This window comes from Pseudoalteromonas sp. NCIMB 1079 (assembly GCF_040567695.1).
In the GTDB taxonomy this organism is placed as follows: Bacteria; Pseudomonadota; Gammaproteobacteria; order Enterobacterales; family Alteromonadaceae; genus Pseudoalteromonas; species Pseudoalteromonas distincta.
In genome coordinates this window covers 597,278-614,383 of the sequence record NZ_JBEWZA010000001.1, presented here as the reverse complement: position 1 = coordinate 614,383, position 17,106 = coordinate 597,278, and the positions used below count along the sequence as shown (strand labels likewise).

At 43.1% G+C, this 17,106-nt stretch carries 11 protein-coding genes, 3 rRNA genes and 1 pseudogene; 6 read left to right on the top strand and 9 right to left on the bottom strand.

What is annotated here, in order from left to right:
* The first annotated feature begins 94 nt into the window (after positions 1 to 94).
* The 4 genes from ABX891_RS02850 to ABX891_RS02835 are packed head-to-tail and all read left to right on the top strand — an operon-like array spanning position 95 to position 4,345.
* Positions 95 to 1,138, top strand: a complete 1,044-nt coding sequence (locus ABX891_RS02850; protein WP_354628862.1) for a UDP-glucose--hexose-1-phosphate uridylyltransferase — start codon at positions 95 to 97, stop codon at positions 1,136 to 1,138.
* The gene (gene galK, locus ABX891_RS02845) at positions 1,138 to 2,283 is read left to right on the top strand and encodes a galactokinase (RefSeq protein WP_354628861.1); all 1,146 of its coding nucleotides are present in this window, start codon (positions 1,138 to 1,140) and stop codon (positions 2,281 to 2,283) included. Before ABX891_RS02850 ends, galK begins: the two co-directional genes overlap by 1 nt.
* Before the next feature lie 50 nt (positions 2,284 to 2,333).
* On the top strand, positions 2,334 to 3,359 hold the full coding sequence (galE, locus tag ABX891_RS02840) for a UDP-glucose 4-epimerase GalE (RefSeq protein ID WP_309167766.1): 1,026 nt from the start codon (positions 2,334 to 2,336) through the stop codon (positions 3,357 to 3,359).
* Positions 3,359 to 4,345 carry an aldose epimerase family protein gene (locus ABX891_RS02835; RefSeq protein ID WP_309167767.1) on the top strand — a complete coding sequence of 329 codons (987 nt, stop codon included), beginning with the start codon at positions 3,359 to 3,361 and terminating at the stop codon, positions 4,343 to 4,345. Before galE ends, ABX891_RS02835 begins: the two co-directional genes overlap by 1 nt.
* A 48-nt stretch (positions 4,346 to 4,393) precedes the next feature.
* On the opposite strand, the gene ABX891_RS20555 is transcribed toward ABX891_RS02835, so the two are convergent.
* The 5 genes and pseudogenes from ABX891_RS20555 to ABX891_RS02810 form a co-directional block, all read right to left on the bottom strand.
* Entirely contained in the window at positions 4,394 to 4,705 is a 312-nt protein-coding gene (locus ABX891_RS20555; protein ID WP_375144328.1) for a type 2 periplasmic-binding domain-containing protein, read from the bottom strand.
* Positions 4,706 to 4,919: 214 nt separating this feature from the next.
* A pseudogene (gene tnpC, locus ABX891_RS02825) lies at positions 4,920 to 6,442 on the bottom strand (IS66 family transposase).
* A 70-nt stretch (positions 6,443 to 6,512) separates the two neighbouring features.
* The gene (gene tnpB / locus ABX891_RS02820) at positions 6,513 to 6,866 is read right to left on the bottom strand and encodes an IS66 family insertion sequence element accessory protein TnpB (RefSeq protein ID WP_024596033.1); all 354 of its coding nucleotides are present in this window, start codon (positions 6,864 to 6,866) and stop codon (positions 6,513 to 6,515) included.
* On the bottom strand, positions 6,863 to 7,126 hold the full coding sequence (gene tnpA / locus ABX891_RS02815; RefSeq protein ID WP_309167768.1) for an IS66 family insertion sequence element accessory protein TnpA: 264 nt from the start codon (positions 7,124 to 7,126) through the stop codon (positions 6,863 to 6,865). The genes tnpB and tnpA overlap by 4 nt, the downstream gene beginning before the upstream one ends.
* A 29-nt stretch (positions 7,127 to 7,155) precedes the next feature.
* On the bottom strand, positions 7,156 to 7,410 hold the full coding sequence (locus ABX891_RS02810) for a hypothetical protein (RefSeq protein WP_309167769.1): 255 nt from the start codon (positions 7,408 to 7,410) through the stop codon (positions 7,156 to 7,158).
* A gap of 224 nt (positions 7,411 to 7,634) precedes the next feature.
* Between ABX891_RS02810 and istA the strand changes: the two genes are divergently transcribed.
* Both istA and istB read left to right on the top strand, forming a co-directional pair.
* On the top strand, positions 7,635 to 9,179 hold the full coding sequence (gene istA, locus ABX891_RS02805; RefSeq protein ID WP_354628860.1) for an IS21 family transposase: 1,545 nt from the start codon (positions 7,635 to 7,637) through the stop codon (positions 9,177 to 9,179).
* 28 nt (positions 9,180 to 9,207) lie between these two features.
* Positions 9,208 to 9,972 carry an IS21-like element ISShfr5 family helper ATPase IstB gene (gene istB, locus ABX891_RS02800; RefSeq protein WP_008111090.1) on the top strand — a complete coding sequence of 255 codons (765 nt, stop codon included), beginning with the start codon at positions 9,208 to 9,210 and terminating at the stop codon, positions 9,970 to 9,972.
* A 72-nt stretch (positions 9,973 to 10,044) separates the two neighbouring features.
* Here the strand turns inward: istB and ABX891_RS02795 are convergent, their stop codons facing one another.
* From ABX891_RS02795 to ABX891_RS02780, 4 genes are all read right to left on the bottom strand, one after another.
* On the bottom strand, positions 10,045 to 11,124 hold the full coding sequence (locus tag ABX891_RS02795; RefSeq protein ID WP_354628859.1) for an IS4 family transposase: 1,080 nt from the start codon (positions 11,122 to 11,124) through the stop codon (positions 10,045 to 10,047).
* A 314-nt stretch (positions 11,125 to 11,438) separates the two neighbouring features.
* A 5S ribosomal RNA gene (gene rrf / locus ABX891_RS02790) occupies positions 11,439 to 11,553 on the bottom strand.
* A 150-nt stretch (positions 11,554 to 11,703) separates the two neighbouring features.
* Positions 11,704 to 14,593: ribosomal RNA gene (locus tag ABX891_RS02785) — 23S ribosomal RNA — on the bottom strand.
* Between the two features lie 298 nt (positions 14,594 to 14,891).
* A 16S ribosomal RNA gene (locus ABX891_RS02780) occupies positions 14,892 to 16,427 on the bottom strand.
* Together the 16S, 23S and 5S rRNA genes form the textbook arrangement of a ribosomal RNA operon.
* Between the last annotated feature and the right edge of the window lie 679 nt (positions 16,428 to 17,106).

Below are 17,106 nucleotides of genomic sequence, written 5' to 3'. Positions count from 1 at the left end.
TAAAATTATTACGTTTCAAAGTGTAAAATTATACTTGTAGATTAAAATGTAAACGTTTACACTTTGCTTATTGAATTTAATTAGGTAACTAATCATGAGCACAGCTTTCGACCCAACAGAACACCCTCATCGTCGATATAATCCGTTAATTAATGAATGGGTGTTAGTGTCACCACATCGAGCTAAACGTCCTTGGCAGGGGCAAATAGAAGCGCTGGATGAAAAACAAAATCCAGCCTACGACAGCAGTTGCTTTTTATGCTCTGGCAATACCAGAATCAATGGTGAAGTAAATCCTGAGTATGATAGTACTTTTGTATTTCAGAATGACTTTGCCGCTTTAAAATCAGACACACCGGTTGTTAGTACAGACGATCCGTTATTTAAAATGCAAACCGAGCAAGGTGAAAGTCGAGTTATTTGTTTCTCTCCAGATCACAGTAAAACCTTACCTCAGTTAAGTGTTGAAGAAATTACTAGGGTAGTTCAAACATGGCAAGAGCAATGCCAGCAAATCGGCAAAACCTATAACTGGGTACAGGTATTTGAAAATAAAGGCGCGGTAATGGGGTGTTCAAATCCGCACCCTCATGGCCAAATTTGGGCACAACAACAACTGCCGACATTGGTACAAAAAAAGCAAAACGCTCAAGCAGCATATTTAGCAGAGCACGGAACAAACCTGTTAGAAGATTACACACAACGTGAGTTTGATTCAGAAGAACGTACCGTGGTAAGTAATGAAGATTGGTTAGTGGTAGTTCCATATTGGGCAGCATGGCCTTTTGAAACACTACTATTACCACGCTTTCCTATCCAAAGAATGACGGACTTAACCGCGCAACAACAAGTTACCTTGGCGGATATTATTCAGCAGATCACCATTCGATATGACAACTTGTTTAATACTTCTTTTCCATATTCTATGGGTTGGCATGGCGCGCCTTATGATGGTGAAGATCATAAAGAGTGGACATTGCACGCGAGCTTTTTCCCGCCATTGTTACGTTCAGCGACGGTACGTAAATTCATGGTTGGTTATGAAATGATGGCGGAAGCTCAAAGAGACCTTACCGCCGAACAAGCGGCTCAAAGATTAAGAGATGCATCGTCAGTACATTATAAAGGGCAAAAATAATGAGCCAGTTTGATTTAGTTAGCGAAAAGTATATTAACCATTTTGGCACTAAGCCGAGCTTATTAACCCATGGTCCTGGCCGAGTAAATTTGATTGGCGATCATACTGACTACAATGATGGCTTTGTTTTACCGGCAGCGATAAATTTTGGTACTGACATCGCGGCGAGCAAACGAGATGATAAGATTATTCGTGTATTAGCGGTAGATTGTAATAATGAAACCGTTGAGTTTTCGTTAGATAATATCGAATTTAATAACGAAAAAATGTGGGTTAATTACATTGGCGGCACCTTACAAGTATTAACTAAACAGTACACAGACATTGTAGGTGCCGATTTAGTCGTTACAGGTAACGTGCCACAAGGCGCGGGGTTAAGCTCGTCGGCAAGCTTTGAAATTGCCATATTAAAAACATTTGCTCAATTAAATGACATTGATCTTGGTGGTGTGCAGGCGGCATTATTGGGCCAGCAGGCTGAGAATAACTTTGTCGGCTGTAACTGCGGGATTATGGATCAACTGATTTCGGCGTTGGGCAAAAAAAATAATGCGATGTTATTAGACTGTCGAACCTTAACTTACCAACATGCACCTATTCCAAATTCAATGGCGCTGCTAATCGTTAATTCAAATGTGAAACGAGGCTTGGTTGATAGTGAATACAATACCAGACGTCAACAATGTGAAGAAGTTGCTCGTTATTTTAATCAGCCAGCCCTAAGAGATGTCACTCTAGAGCAATTGTTATCGGCACAAGATAAACTAACTCCAGACTTAGTGAGACGTGCAAAACATGTGATCACAGAAAATGCTCGTACAGAATCCGCATTAATCGCTTTACAAAACAATGATATGATAAAGATGAGTGAGTTAATGGCTGAGTCGCATATATCGTTAAAAGATGACTTTGCGGTGACCACTCCAGAGATGGATTATCTGGTAGAACTAATTGGTTCTGAGTTAGGTAATAAAGGCGGAGTCCGTATGACTGGCGGCGGTTTTGGTGGTTGTGTGGTGGCGTTGACACCTAAAGATTTAGTTGATGATATAAAACTAAAAATCTCACAAAACTACCAGCAAAAAACCGGTCTAAAAGAACATATTTATGTCTGTGTTGCATCGGATGGCGCATTTAATCGTTAGGGCAAAAGTATTCCGTACATTGTGGCTAAGAATATAAAGGTATTAAATAAATGAAAGTGTTAGTAACAGGTGGAGCCGGTTATATCGGCTCTCATACCGTTTTGTGTTTGTTGGAAAATGATCATCAAGTTGTTGTTTATGACAACCTTTGTAATTCAAGTGAAGAGTCCTTAAACCGAGTGGAAAAATTGACCGGTAAAAGTGTTGATTTTATCCAAGGTGATATTTGTAACGTCAATGAATTAGAGGCGGTATTTAACACCCATAACATTGATGCTGTTATTCATTTTGCGGCATTAAAAGCGGTGGGTGAGTCAGGTCAAATTCCGTTGAATTACTATCAAAATAACGTGCATGGCTCGGTATGTTTATTGGAAGTAATGCAAAAGTATAATGTACAAAACTTTATATTTAGCTCTTCCGCTACCGTGTACGGTGAAGAAAATGAAATACCGTATGTCGAGTCGATGAAACTAGGGACGCCATCAAGTCCTTACGGGGCAACAAAAGTAATGGTTGAGCGTATCATGGCTGATCAAGCCAACGCCAATGATAGATTCAGAGGTGTTTCATTACGCTACTTTAATCCTATAGGTGCGCATCCTAGCGGCAGCATAGGTGAAGATCCTAAAGGTATCCCAAATAATTTATTGCCATTTGTGGCGCAAGTTGCGGTAGGTAAACGTGACAAGTTAAGTATATTTGGCGACGATTACGATACTACAGATGGCAGCTGTGAACGAGATTATTTACACGTTATGGATTTAGCCGAAGGCCATGTTGCGGCATTAAATTGGTTACAAAAAAATGTTAATTTCACCGGTGTCGAGGCCTTTAATCTAGGAACTGGCAAAGGCATTTCTGTATTTAACATTATTACCGCCTTTGAAAAAGCGGTAAATAAAGCGATTCCATATCAAGTGTCGCCTCGACGTTCTGGTGATTTACCTGCATTTTGGGCTAATGCGCAAAAAGCCAATACTCAATTGAATTGGCAAGCCAAACGTAATTTAGCTGAAATGATGGAAGATACTTGGCGTTGGCAGTCGAATAACCCAAATGGTTACGATAAATAATGGCCAGTGTTAGTACTCAAGTTTTACAAAATATTAATGGAATGCGGGTTGAGTTAATTGATTTTGGTGCTCGGGTAAAATCCATTAAATTGCCGATAAACGGTCAGTTAACCGAAATGACATTGACATATGATGAGGCCAATGACTTTTTAACTGACCCATACTATATTGGCGCAACTTGCGGACCTGTGTGTAATCGGATTAAAGATGCAAAGATGGTGGTTGAAGGTACAAGTTATTCCCTTAATAAGAACGATGGCGAGAATTGCCTTCATTCCGGTGAAGATAATTTGTCATTGCGCTTTTGGCGGGCCGCTGAAGTTACTGACAATAGTGTCTGTTACCAGTTAATGATTGCCGATCAAGAAATAGGATTTCCTGGTAATGTCGAATACTCCGTGGAATATAAGTTAACCGATAGCAACCGGTTAGAAATTAACTACCACGCTGTCAGTGACAAAACCTCAGCAATAAACTTAACCAATCATTGTTATTTTACCCTTGGTGAAGAATCATGTGCCGATTTAACGGTTTTGTTAAATGCCGATTCATTTTTAGAAAAATACAGCGATGGTTTACCGACTGGCGAGATCATCGATTGTAATAAATTAGGCCAATCAGCAAACCTAAAATCGGATCTAAAAATTAGTCAGTTAATAGAACAGTCTAACTATCAGCAAGTGATTGATGAGTCAGGTTTTGATCATTGTTTTGTATTGCAAAAAAGTTCATTTAAGCAGGAGAAAGCAAGGTTAACATCAATCAAAAATGGCATAGCTGTTTCTGTGTATACCGACCAGCCTTGTATTCAATTTTATACTGGTAAGTTTTTATCCGGCGCCTTTGATGCTTATCAAGGTGTCTGCTTAGAAAGCCAAGGTTATGTTGACGCTGTTAACCAACTACAGTTTCCGAGTATATTAGTGGATAAAAATACTCGTTATAACAAGCGTGTAAGTTACCAGTTTGATATTTTAGAGGGGTAGAGTAGCTGTTGAAGGTACAATAAATCCTACAAATAGAGGCTATAATTTTTATGGATACTTAATATACTGTTTATAAATATTTTCGAGACTGCCGTCCTCTGACATATTTTTAATTTGTATATTCACTTTATCTCGCAAAATTTCATCTTTAAATGCCATGTGTGAATATACATCAGGCCATAAATGATGGATGTCAAATTCTTGTGTTTTAATATCGTTGTTGTTGTAGTTTTGATTTTTCAAATCAAAATAAAAGATATTGATATCGCCAATTCTAATGTCTTTTTTACCGGCTAACATGGCAAGAGTTGTGTTTTTTGGATGCGGGTGTTCTACATACGTTAGATTCGACAAAGTCATTATTTTAAACTGTTCACCCAATAAATCTTTTGCTCCTTGATAGGCTGCTATGGAGAAATTGGATAAGTCTTCGATAGATTCTAATTTTAGCTGCTTTTCCTTTTTAGAAATTGCTACATCGGTATATCGAAATAATGGATCTGATAAATGCGCGCTGGTTTTTGAATTCTTAAAAATATTACATGCAACATCGTAAACGTCCGGTGATCATCACCTAGATATTGATATTCCAAGGCAATAATTGTTCTATGTCTGGCTCAGGCTGACAAAGCTCATCGAGGCAATGCATGATGTAATCAAATGGCGTTAAGCCGTTGGATCTTGCAGTTTCGATGATGCTGTATAGGTGAGCGCTTGCCATTGCGCCGCGTGAGGTTTGGCTAAACATCCAGTTCTTACGGCCAATAACAAATGGTTTGATAGCGCGCTCGGCGCGGTTATTGTCGATATTAAGCTGACCATTTTCAAGGTAAACTATAAGTTTATGCCATTGATTAGCGAGATAGGTTGCTGCCTCTGCTAACTTGGTTTTCCCGACTAAACGTGGCTGGTTTTGCTCTAGCCATTTATGCAGTTTATCAATAATAGGTTTCGCTTGCTCTTGCCTTATTTCATGCTTTTGTTCTGGTGTTTTATCGTTGAGTTTTGATTCAATGCCGTACAGTTTTTGAATAAGACTCAAGACTACGTCGGCTTTGCCTGTCTTGTTTTTACCCTGCACGTGTTTTGCTTCTATAAATTTACGACGTGCATGGGCCCAGCAACCAACGAGTGTTGATTGCGTTTGTGCATACGCTTGATAACCATCAACCTGTAAATAGCCCGAATAGCCATCCAGATAATTAACCACACAGGAAGCTGCCCGACTGTTTTGATAGTCGTAAAGCACAATGTTTGGTATTGGGTTGTGTTTATTTATAGCCGATGGCGAATCCGTGCCGGTACAATATAGCCACATGTAACTTTTTACTTTGTCGGCGTTGACCACATTGACCGTCGTTTCATCGGCATGTATCGCAGGCTGTTTAAGTAACGCGTGTTTCAGTCGTTGTATCAGCGGTTCAAACAAGGTAGCGGATGCGAGTACCCAGTCACTCATGGTTTTACGGCTAAGCTCAATGCCGTATTGCTTGAACATCGACTCTTGTCTGTGCAGTGGCATGCATATTGATATTTGCTGGTGATGATTTGACTTAACAAACTGGACGTGGCCATGCCTTTGTTGATGGCCATGTTTGGCATCTTGGCTTGTTTAATACTGTTATTCGACCCTGACTTATCACATTCACGACACGCGTACTTTGGGCGAATATGCTCAATGACTTTTATCTTTGCGGGGACGAAGTCGATCTTTTCGCTGACGTCTTCACCCATTTTATGCAACTCATTACCACAGCAGTTACACAACTTGTCTTCTTCGGCAATGTCATGAATCACTTGCTCACGGGGTAAGTCTTTGGGTAATGGTTTGCGCTTTGGTGTTTTGCGAGTGTAGCTAATCTCTTGCGTAGCAAGCTCATCAGGTTGCTCAATGATGTCTTCGGCTTCATTAAACAATTCACCTTGTGCGTCAAAGACTTCAGCACTTTTACCAAATTGTTTTTGTTGCGCTAGGCGGAATTGTTCCTCTAGATACCGGTTTCTTGCAGTCGCTTGCGCTAATTTTTCAGCGTGCTCTGCCAGCAGCTTTTTAAGCAAAGCCGGATCGTCTGGAAGGCAGTTAACATCAATATTCATCCTTTTATTTTATAATGTTTTTTACCGTAAACTAGCTTAATGCGATGGTTAATATTGATCCCGCGACGATCTAAATAATGCTAGCGTTTTCGATGTTGATTTGTTGATGCCCTATGACATCATACCCAGATAATAACCAGTGTAATTGTTGCTCGGTTAAGTTTAGTGTGTCGGCGCTGAGGTTTTTCGGCCATTTAAATTTGTGCTTATCGAGGCGTTTATACCACAGGGCAAAGCCTGTGTTATCCCAATACAATATCTTCAGCTTATCTCGGCTTTTATTACAAAAAACAAACACGGCACCGGATAGCACGGACAGTTCGAGTTCACTTTCAACAATGGCCGCTAAGCCATTAATGGATTTTCTGAAGTCGACAAACTGATTGCAAAGGTACACGTCGGGCACATCAATAAACATGTTCATGCTTGCAGCGCCTTTATTAAATTAGCCACCCATGTAGGCTCAGATGAGGTTGGTATAGTTAAATGAGTTTCACCATGAGATAACGTGATTGAGGCATTCACTTTATGGGGAATGGCTTTGTTTTGCACTTTCACCAATTTAGGTGCTTTTGCAGCGTCTTGTAACTTAGACCGATATTTATAAAAGTTTGAAGTGGGTAACATGTTTTCTTTACAAAATGCGACAATAGATAAGCCGCTGGTTTGTTGCTGCTCAATCAATTTTTGCCAGTCATTAAGGGTAATGCCTGTCAGTTAAGCTGACTGGCATCTTTCTTTTTATGGGGATACTTAGATGGTTTTGGCTTAACCCATCGGGGATATCTTCTATCCTCTCGTCTAGCTGGAAGCTTAAATAAGACCAGTGTATCGAGTAAGTGCTGCCAGTGTATTGGAATGTTCCCTGGGCTCATTATAGATACTGACGAGAAATACTGAATGACAGCCATCGAACTGCTAGAGAAACTAAGCTGGTTAGGCCATATCCCTGTGACTGTCGCCGCCATCGTCATTGCATATTCTCATGCATCGCGATCACCTAATACTATCTAAGCCGATCACCTAATACCATCCATCGAGATCACTCAATACCATCGATGCCGATCACTTTTCGGTCAAAATGGTATTGAGTGATCGGCTTGAATGGTATCGTTCAATTTGTACACGTTTTTGTCTAGCCAGTAGGTATTTTTAACCGTTATTCTTTTCATTTTTGATGATGAGAATGACCATGCCAACGGCACCTATTTCAATGCGTAAACTTAAAGAGATTTTAAGACTAAAATACAGCTGTAAACTCAGTCATCGTCAGATAGCAACAAGCTTATCTGTTTCACCCTCAATCGTGTCTAAATATGCCTGTAAATCAGCAGAGTTAGATATTACTTACTGGCCGCTTGATGAGAAGTGGGATGATCACGCTCTGCAACGAGCGTTCTTCAAAACAAAGCCTCGATTAAAAGGCTTTACCATTCCTGACTGGTCGTTAGTTCAGCAAGAGCTTCGGCCTAAAACCATGACGTTGTTGCTGCTTTGGGAAGAATACAAAGAGCGGCACGCGGAAGGTTTTTACAGTTACACTCACTTCTGCCGTCAGTACAAGGCATGGCTTAAATGCCAAAAACCCTCCATGCGACAAAATCATAAAGCAGGTGAAAAACTGTTTGTGGATTACTGTGGCCCAACCATGAGTATTGTTGATACAAGTACAGGCGAGTGTCGTACTACACAAGTGTTCGTTGAGGTCATGGGTGCATCAAATTATACCTATGCCGAAGCGACTTACAGCCAGAAACTCGAAGATTGGGTGATGAGTCACGCCCGTTGTTTTGAGTTTCTTGGCGGTGTTCCTGAGCTAATAATTCCTGACAACCTTAAAAGTGCCGTCACCAAACCGTGTCGATATGAGCCTGACTTAAATCCAACCTACCAACAACTAGCGACACATTACGATACGGTCATTGTGCCCGCTAGACCCTATAAACCAAAGGATAAGGCTAAGGCTGAAGTGGGTGTGCAAATTGTTGAACGTTGGATAATGGCGCGCCTTCGCAATGAAACCTTCTTTAGCTTGCGTCGATTGAACCTGAAAATACAAGCATTACTGGTCGATTTAAATCAACGGAAAATGAAAAAGCATCCTGGCTCACGGCTCAGTCAGTTTGATGCTATCGACAGACCTGCACTCAAACCACTGCCCACACAGCCTTACAGCTATACCTTAGTAAAACAGGTGAGCGTGCATATTGATTATCATGTGGAAATTGAAAAGCACTACTACTCAGTGCCACATACCTTAATTAAACAAAAGCTTGAAGCCCATGCCTCCGGGAAGTTGGTGACACTCTACCATCAAGGCATACGAGTCGCTGTTCACCCCAGATCATACCGAGAAGGTGCGCACACCACGCTTGATCTGCATATGCCTATCGCTCATCAAAAGCAGCAACAATGGACACCACAGCGGTTCGAACGCTGGGCGAGTAAATTTGGCACATCAACTGAGCAGTTTGTTATGCAATTGATGCGAGCTAAAAAACATCCAGAGCAAAGCTACCGTGCTTGTATGGGGTTATTAAGCCTAGGTAAAAAGTTTAGTGATCAACGTCTTGAAGCCGCCTGTCATCGCGCATTAACCACAGGTGTTACTCGCGTTAAACAAGTAAAGACTATCTTAGAAAAAGGCTTGGATAAACAACCCTTGCCACAAGCTCAAGGTGATTTACTACAAGATATTGATCATAAAAATATCCGTGGCAACCACTATTACCATTAATAAAAATTAACAAACCATAGGAAAACTTATGCAAAATATCAATCAACAAGTTAATAATCAGTTAAGTAATTTAAAGCTAAGCGGCATACGTGATGCGCTATTGCAGCAATACGAGCAACCCAATTTATACGTTGAACAAAGCTTCGAAGAGCGGCTAAGTTTATTGCTTGAACATGAAATAACGCAGCGTGATCAGCGTAAAATAGATCGCCTAACGCGACAAGCAAAGTTCAGAGTTGGCGGCACACTTGCCCAACTCAACTATGGCGCAGCACGACAACTCGATAAAGCTCAGATCCGTTCATTAGCACAAGGTGAATGGCTTCGTCTTCACCAAAACATCTTGATCACAGGAGCAACAGGTTGTGGCAAAACTTACCTCGCTTGCGCGCTTGGTCAAAACCACTGCCAACAAGGGAGTAGCGTTTATTATTTTAGGCTCAAAGAGCTATTAGAAAAGATGTTTCTAGCGCAAGCCGATGGTAGTTATCGAAAACTGATCAACAAGCTTAGCTCTGCCAATTTACTGATCTTAGATGATTGGGGATTAGAGCCATTAACGGCTCAACAACGGAGTGATTTACTGGAATTAATTGATGCAAGATATGATACAAAATCGACCTTAATTGCGAGTCAATTACCGATAGAAAATTGGTATGAAATGATCGGAGAATCGACCCACGCGGATGCGATTCTAGATAGGCTTGTGCACGGGGCGATAAAGTTGGAATTAAAAGGCGAGTCGATGCGAAAAAAACTAAATTTCTTGACTGATGCCGATCACTCAAGTTAGATTTTACTGAGGTCTACTGACAGACAAAAAAGTGATCGGCTTGAATGGTATTGAGCGATCGGCATCATGGTATTACGCAGTCATTATTCTTCGTATTAAATTATAGGCGAGTAACACGCCCCATAGCTCCTGACGCACCATGTCTGGACGCTTACTTCTTAAATGGTATGCGCTATCAAGCATGGTTTGTTTGATTTCTCTAAACCCAAGTTCTATCTCCCAACGATGACAATATAATTCAACAATTTCATTACCTGGATAACGCAATCTATCCGTCATCGAGGTTAATATACGGTAGCTTTTGCCCTTTATTGTTTTGCTGATTAATCTCGCTTTAATCGTTTCAGGAACATCGGGAAAGTTTTTTTGTGCATGCTTTGTGGTTTTCAATTCAATGATATGGTCATTTTTACCCGCGCTGGAGATGATTTCATACTGTAAGTCGGGCCTTGCTGGTATCAGCCAGTGCCTCATCTCCCCAGTTTGATGCCAACGGTTTAACAGGCCTAAAGAATAATATCCTTTATCAAACATAGTCAGTGAATTATCTGGTGTACGTTCAATTAAACGCTCAGCTAATTTCATCTCGTTGGTTTTATAGTTATCAAACTCGCTACTGAGAAGTTGATGGCTGGTCAATTCCATATGACAGACCATGCGTATTTGAGGAAAGGCTGTATCACCGTATTGGTTGCTACCTGAAGAGAAGGCTTTACGATTATCAGGCGTGTCGGCTGTTCGCCACACAACACCGTCAACAGCTAATAGGTTCAAACCATTCCATGTTTCGAATGACTGTTGCTTATACATTGATTGAGCAGATTTATTGAAAACGTGTTTAACGGAATCATCACCTAACCTTTGTCTCGCCTGTACCATCGCACTTGGAGCAACGAGTTGGTTCTTGCCAGGTAACATGATATCTAGCTTATTAGCGATATTCCAAACTGATTCTTTTCGAAACAATGCCATGCCAATAACTGACCACAAAACGGCTTCAAGCGGTAATCTTCGCTTACGAACGGTTGCAATCCCTGCTTGTTGAAAACCTTGTTCAATGATTTCAGGGTCAAGAATTTCTGATAATTTTTCAAAGGTATGGTATCGGCTGCTTTCTTCAAGTGTTGCTTGCAGTGCTTGTTCTATATTCACAAAAAATCCGTAGTTAGTTTCCTAACTACGGATTTTGCATGATCGTTTGGATCGGTCAACCGGTCATTTTCTTAACTGATCGGCATTAGTCATTAAGGGTTCTTTTTTGCATAATACCTCCAGTAGAAACTGACGGTATTTTCAATTCTGCTAGGTGTCGTTGCTCGGACGCTTACGCATTAGTATGTCGTGGAATTGGGTCTGTTCAATTCTCTTCCTTTAACCTAATACCTTTCACCTCGAACCTGCTTTTTCACTTTCCTACAGACGTAAAAAAGCCCGACTATTTCTAGTCGGGCTCTCTACAATTTGAAGCCTGGTAATGTCCTACTTTCACATAGCAAATGCTACACTATCATCGGCGCTGTTTCGTTTCACTACTGAGTTCGGCATGGAGTCAGGTGGGTCCAAAACGCTATTGTCACCAAGCAAATTTGGGCGTTAATTCGTATCGCTACGCACTAACTGAATTTGGAAAATATCTGATAATATTTTTTAAGTCTTTCTAAGTAATTTCTACTTTAGTTATATTAACTTCTTCGCTTGTTTCACTATCACATAAAACGCGTTTGGCGTTGTATGGTTAAGCCTCACGGGTAATTAGTACAAGTTAGCTTAATGGCTCACACCACTTCCACATCTTGCCTATCAACGTTGTAGTCTTCAACGGCCCTTCAGAGACTTTAAAAGTCTAGTGAGAACTCATCTCGAGGCCTGCTTCGCGCTTAGATGCTTTCAGCGCTTATCAGTTCCGAACGTAGCTACCGGGCAATGCCATTGGCATGACAACCCGAACACCAGCGGTTCGTTCACTCCGGTCCTCTCGTACTAGGAGCAACCCCTCTCAATTCTCAAACGCCCACGGCAGATAGGGACCGAACTGTCTCACGACGTTCTAAACCCAGCTCGCGTACCACTTTAAATGGCGAACAGCCATACCCTTGGGACCGACTTCAGCCCCAGGATGTGATGAGCCGACATCGAGGTGCCAAACACCGCCGTCGATATGAACTCTTGGGCGGTATCAGCCTGTTATCCCCGGAGTACCTTTTATCCGTTGAGCGATGGCCCTTCCATTCAGAACCACCGGATCACTATGACCTACTTTCGTACCTGCTCGACGTGTCTGTCTCGCAGTTAAGCTGGCTTCTACCATTACACTAACCGTACGATGTCCGACCGTACTTAGCCAACCTTCGTGCTCCTCCGTTACTCTTTAGGAGGAGACCGCCCCAGTCAAACTACCCACCAGGCACTGTCCGTAACCCCGATTCAGGGGCCAACGTTAGAACATCAAAACTACAAGGGTGGTATTTCAAGGACGACTCCACAACAACTAGCGTCGCTGCTTCAAAGTCTCCCACCTATCCTACACATGTAGGTTCAATGTTCAGTGCCAAGCTGTAGTAAAGGTTCACGGGGTCTTTCCGTCTAGCCGCGGGTACACAGCATCTTCACTGCGATTTCAATTTCACTGAGTCTCGGGTGGAGACAGCGTGGCCATGGTTACACCATTCGTGCAGGTCGGAACTTACCCGACAAGGAATTTCGCTACCTTAGGACCGTTATAGTTACGGCCGCCGTTTACCGGGGCTTCGATCAAGAGCTTCTCCCTAAGGATAACCCCATCAATTAACCTTCCGGCACCGGGCAGGTGTCACACCGTATACGTCATCTTGCGATTTTGCACAGTGCTGTGTTTTTAATAAACAGTCCCAGCCACCTGGTCACTGCGGCTCCCGTCCGCTTAGAGAGCAAGTCTCATCACAGATAGGAGCGTACCTTCTCCCGAAGTTACGGTACGATTTTGCCTAGTTCCTTCACCCGAGTTCTCTCAAGCGCCTTAGTATTCTCTACCTGACCACCTGTGTCGGTTTGGGGTACGATTCCATATAATCTGAAGCTTAGAGGCTTTTCCTGGAAGTATGGCATCAACAACTTCATCACCGTAGTGACTCGTCTCGTGTCTCAGTCTTAATAGCAACCCGGATTTACCTAAGTCGCCAACCTACTCACTTTCACATGGACTACCAACGCCATGCTTGTTTAGCCTGCTCCGTCCCCCCATCGCAATTATATCGAGTACAGAAATATTAATCTGTTTCCCATCGACTACGCCTTTCGGCCTCGCCTTAGGGGTCGACTTACCCTACCCTGATTAACATGGGATAGGAACCCTTGGTCTTCCGGCGTGGGAGTTTTTCACTCCCATTATCGTTACTCATGTCAGCATTCGCACTTCTGATACGTCCAGCATACCTCCCGGTACACCTTCAACCGCTTACAGAACGCTCCCCTACCACTCAGAATAAATTCTGAATCCGCAGCTTCGGTGCATAGTTTAGCCCCGTTACATCTTCCGCGCAGACCGACTCGACCAGTGAGCTATTACGCTTTCTTTAAAGGATGGCTGCTTCTAAGCCAACCTCCTGGCTGTCTGGGCCTTTCCACATCGTTTCCCACTTAACTATGACTTTGGGACCTTAGCTGGCGGTCTGGGTTGTTTCCCTCTTCACGACGGACGTTAGCACCCGCCGTGTGTCTCCCGGATATTACTTTACGGTATTCGGAGTTTGCAAAGGGTTGGTAAGTCGGGATGACCCCCTAGCCTTAACAGTGCTCTACCCCCGTAAGTATTCGTCCGAGGCTCTACCTAAATAGATTTCGGGGAGAACCAGCTATCTCCCGGTTTGATTAGCCTTTCACTCCTAGCCACAGGTCATCCCCTAACTTTTCAACGTTAGTGGGTTCGGTCCTCCAGTTGATGTTACTCAACCTTCAACCTGCCCATGGCTAGATCACCGGGTTTCGGGTCTATACCTTGCAACTATTCGCCCAGTTAAGACTCGGTTTCCCTACGGCTACCCTATTCGGTTAACCTCGCTACAAAATATAAGTCGCTGACCCATTATACAAAAGGTACGCAGTCACCCAACAAGTGGGCTCCTACTGCTTGTACGTACACGGTTTCAGGTTCTATTTCACTCCCCTCACAGGGGTTCTTTTCGCCTTTCCCTCACGGTACTGGTTCACTATCGGTCAGTTGGGAGTATTTAGCCTTAGATGATGGTCCACCTATATTCAGTCAAAGTTTCACGTGCTCCGACCTACTCGATTTCACTTAAAATGTCTTTTCATGTACGGGACTATCACCCTGTATCGTGGCACTTTCCAGAGCCTTCCATTAACACATAATAAGCTTAAGGGCTGTTCCGATTTCGCTCGCCGCTACTTTCGGAATCTCGGTTGATTTCTTTTCCTACGGGTACTTAGATGTTTCAGTTCTCCGCGTTCGCCTCGTTAACCTATGTATTCAGTTAACGATACCTGCAAGCAGGTGGGTTTCCCCATTCGGAAATCCTAGTCTCAAGCGCTTTTTACTAGCTTGACTAGGCTTATCGCAAGTTAATACGTCCTTCATCGCCTCCAACTGCCAAGGCATCCACCGTGTACGCTTAGTCACTTAACCATACAACCCAAACGGGTCTTTGTTTTGTGACAGTTTAACTTCGCCAGAAGTCAATATTGAATACTAAAGTAGATACCAATCAATCAACTCCTAAGAGTTAATTAAATGGCACTGAATGGTACTGCTACCATTCTTTTTTTACTTTTGAAAACTCTTGATAAATACAATGTATCTATCAGAATTTTATTATCAGCTTTTCCAAATTTTTAAAGAGCATATTAATTAGTTATCCCGAAGGACACGCACTAATTAACAATCATCTGTGTGGACACTACGAACAAATAAGTTCTAAATCGTATAAGGAGGTGATCCAGCCCCAGGTTCCCCTAGGGCTACCTTGTTACGACTTCACCCCAGTCATGAATCACTCCGTGGTAAACGTCCTCCCGAGGGTTAGACTATCTACTTCTGGAGCAACCCACTCCCATGGTGTGACGGGCGGTGTGTACAAGGCCCGGGAACGTATTCACCGCGTCATTCTGATACGCGATTACTAGCGATTCCGACTTCATGGAGTCGAGTTGCAGACTCCAATCCGGACTACGACGCACTTTAAGTGATTCGCTTACTCTCGCGAGTTCGCAGCACTCTGTATGCGCCATTGTAGCACGTGTGTAGCCCTACACGTAAGGGCCATGATGACTTGACGTCGTCCCCACCTTCCTCCGGTTTATCACCGGCAGTCTCCTTAGAGTTCTCAGCATTACCTGCTAGCAACTAAGGATAGGGGTTGCGCTCGTTGCGGGACTTAACCCAACATCTCACAACACGAGCTGACGACAGCCATGCAGCACCTGTATCAGAGTTCCCGAAGGCACCAAACCATCTCTGGTAAGTTCTCTGTATGTCAAGTGTAGGTAAGGTTCTTCGCGTTGCATCGAATTAAACCACATGCTCCACCGCTTGTGCGGGCCCCCGTCAATTCATTTGAGTTTTAACCTTGCGGCCGTACTCCCCAGGCGGTCTACTTAATGCGTTAGCTTTGAAAAACAGAACCGAGGCTCCGAGCTTCTAGTAGACATCGTTTACGGCGTGGACTACCGGGGTATCTAATCCCGTTTGCTCCCCACGCTTTCGTACATGAGCGTCAGTGTTGACCCAGGTGGCTGCCTTCGCCATCGGTATTCCTTCAGATCTCTACGCATTTCACCGCTACACCTGAAATTCTACCACCCTCTATCACACTCTAGTTTGCCAGTTCGAAATGCAGTTCCCAGGTTGAGCCCGGGGCTTTCACATCTCGCTTAACAAACCGCCTGCGTACGCTTTACGCCCAGTAATTCCGATTAACGCTCGCACCCTCCGTATTACCGCGGCTGCTGGCACGGAGTTAGCCGGTGCTTCTTCTGTCAGTAACGTCACAGCTAGCAGGTATTAACTACTAACCTTTCCTCCTGACTGAAAGTGCTTTACAACCCGAAGGCCTTCTTCACACACGCGGCATGGCTGCATCAGGCTTGCGCCCATTGTGCAATATTCCCCACTGCTGCCTCCCGTAGGAGTCTGGGCCGTGTCTCAGTCCCAGTGTGGCTGATCATCCTCTCAAACCAGCTAGGGATCGTCGCCTTGGTGAGCCATTACCTCACCAACTAGCTAATCCCACTTGGGCCAATCTAAAGGCGAGAGCCGAAGCCCTCTTTGGTCCGTAGACATTATGCGGTATTAGCAGTCGTTTCCAACTGTTGTCCCCCACCTCAAGGCATGTTCCCAAGCATTACTCACCCGTCCGCCGCTCGTCAGCAAAGTAGCAAGCTACTCTCTGTTACCGCTCGACTTGCATGTGTTAGGCCTGCCGCCAGCGTTCAATCTGAGCCATGATCAAACTCTTCAATTAAAAAGTTTTATGTCTTTCGACAGCTCAATGAATTCTGAATTTTTGTTTTTGTTGCCAAAAACGAATTGACTGTGCGTTATTATTTTCACTTTTAAAAAAGTAAAATCAAAACAGCTCAAGGCTGAATCTTTTAATAACATATGGTCACTCAGTTTCAATTGAGACTCTAATTTGTTTGCCTCATTACTTGCTCAATAAAGAACGAAGTAGCTTGGCTGTTAGAACTCAATCTGTACGAGTGCCCACACAGATGATTGCTTTATATTGTTAAAGAACGTTTTGAGTCGCTTTAGCGTCTCAAGGGATGCGAATAATACACCCTTTATTTTTCGAGTCAACACTTTGTTTTAAACTTTCTTTTGGAAGATTTAAAACCGAAGTTTTATTTAACTCTCTGAGTAGTTCGTGCCTCGCTATGCTTCGTCCGCTGCGCGTCGCCATATCCCGTCTCAGTGGGGTCGCATTATAGGGAGATCCGAAAACAGATCAACCCTTTTTTGAAGAAAACTTGAAATAATGTGCTGCTCGCTGAGTATTTGAGCTAAACGCTCAAAAACACAACTAAACCACCTGTATTGAGGGGTTTATAGAGCTATTTAAAGTCAAAGTTATGGTAACTAGTGATCAGTGGAGGCATATTTGGATCATCAATGCTGAAAAAGCCAACCAATAAGTTAAG

What these genes read in the sequence shown, in the direction of transcription:
- ABX891_RS02850 (WP_354628862.1), top strand. Translation starts at nt 95, where the DNA reads ATGAGCACAGCTTTCGACCCAACAGAACACCCTCATCGTCGATATAAT.
- galK (WP_354628861.1), top strand. Translation starts at nt 1,138, where the DNA reads ATGAGCCAGTTTGATTTAGTTAGCGAAAAGTATATTAACCATTTTGGC.
- galE (WP_309167766.1), top strand. Translation starts at nt 2,334, where the DNA reads ATGAAAGTGTTAGTAACAGGTGGAGCCGGTTATATCGGCTCTCATACC.
- ABX891_RS02835 (WP_309167767.1), top strand. Translation starts at nt 3,359, where the DNA reads ATGGCCAGTGTTAGTACTCAAGTTTTACAAAATATTAATGGAATGCGG.
- ABX891_RS20555 (WP_375144328.1), bottom strand. Translation starts at nt 4,705, where the DNA reads ATGACTTTGTCGAATCTAACGTATGTAGAACACCCGCATCCAAAAAAC.
- tnpB (WP_024596033.1), bottom strand. Translation starts at nt 6,866, where the DNA reads ATGAACATGTTTATTGATGTGCCCGACGTGTACCTTTGCAATCAGTTT.
- ABX891_RS02810 (WP_309167769.1), bottom strand. Translation starts at nt 7,410, where the DNA reads ATGGCGGCGACAGTCACAGGGATATGGCCTAACCAGCTTAGTTTCTCT.
- istA (WP_354628860.1), top strand. Translation starts at nt 7,635, where the DNA reads ATGCCAACGGCACCTATTTCAATGCGTAAACTTAAAGAGATTTTAAGA.
- istB (WP_008111090.1), top strand. Translation starts at nt 9,208, where the DNA reads ATGCAAAATATCAATCAACAAGTTAATAATCAGTTAAGTAATTTAAAG.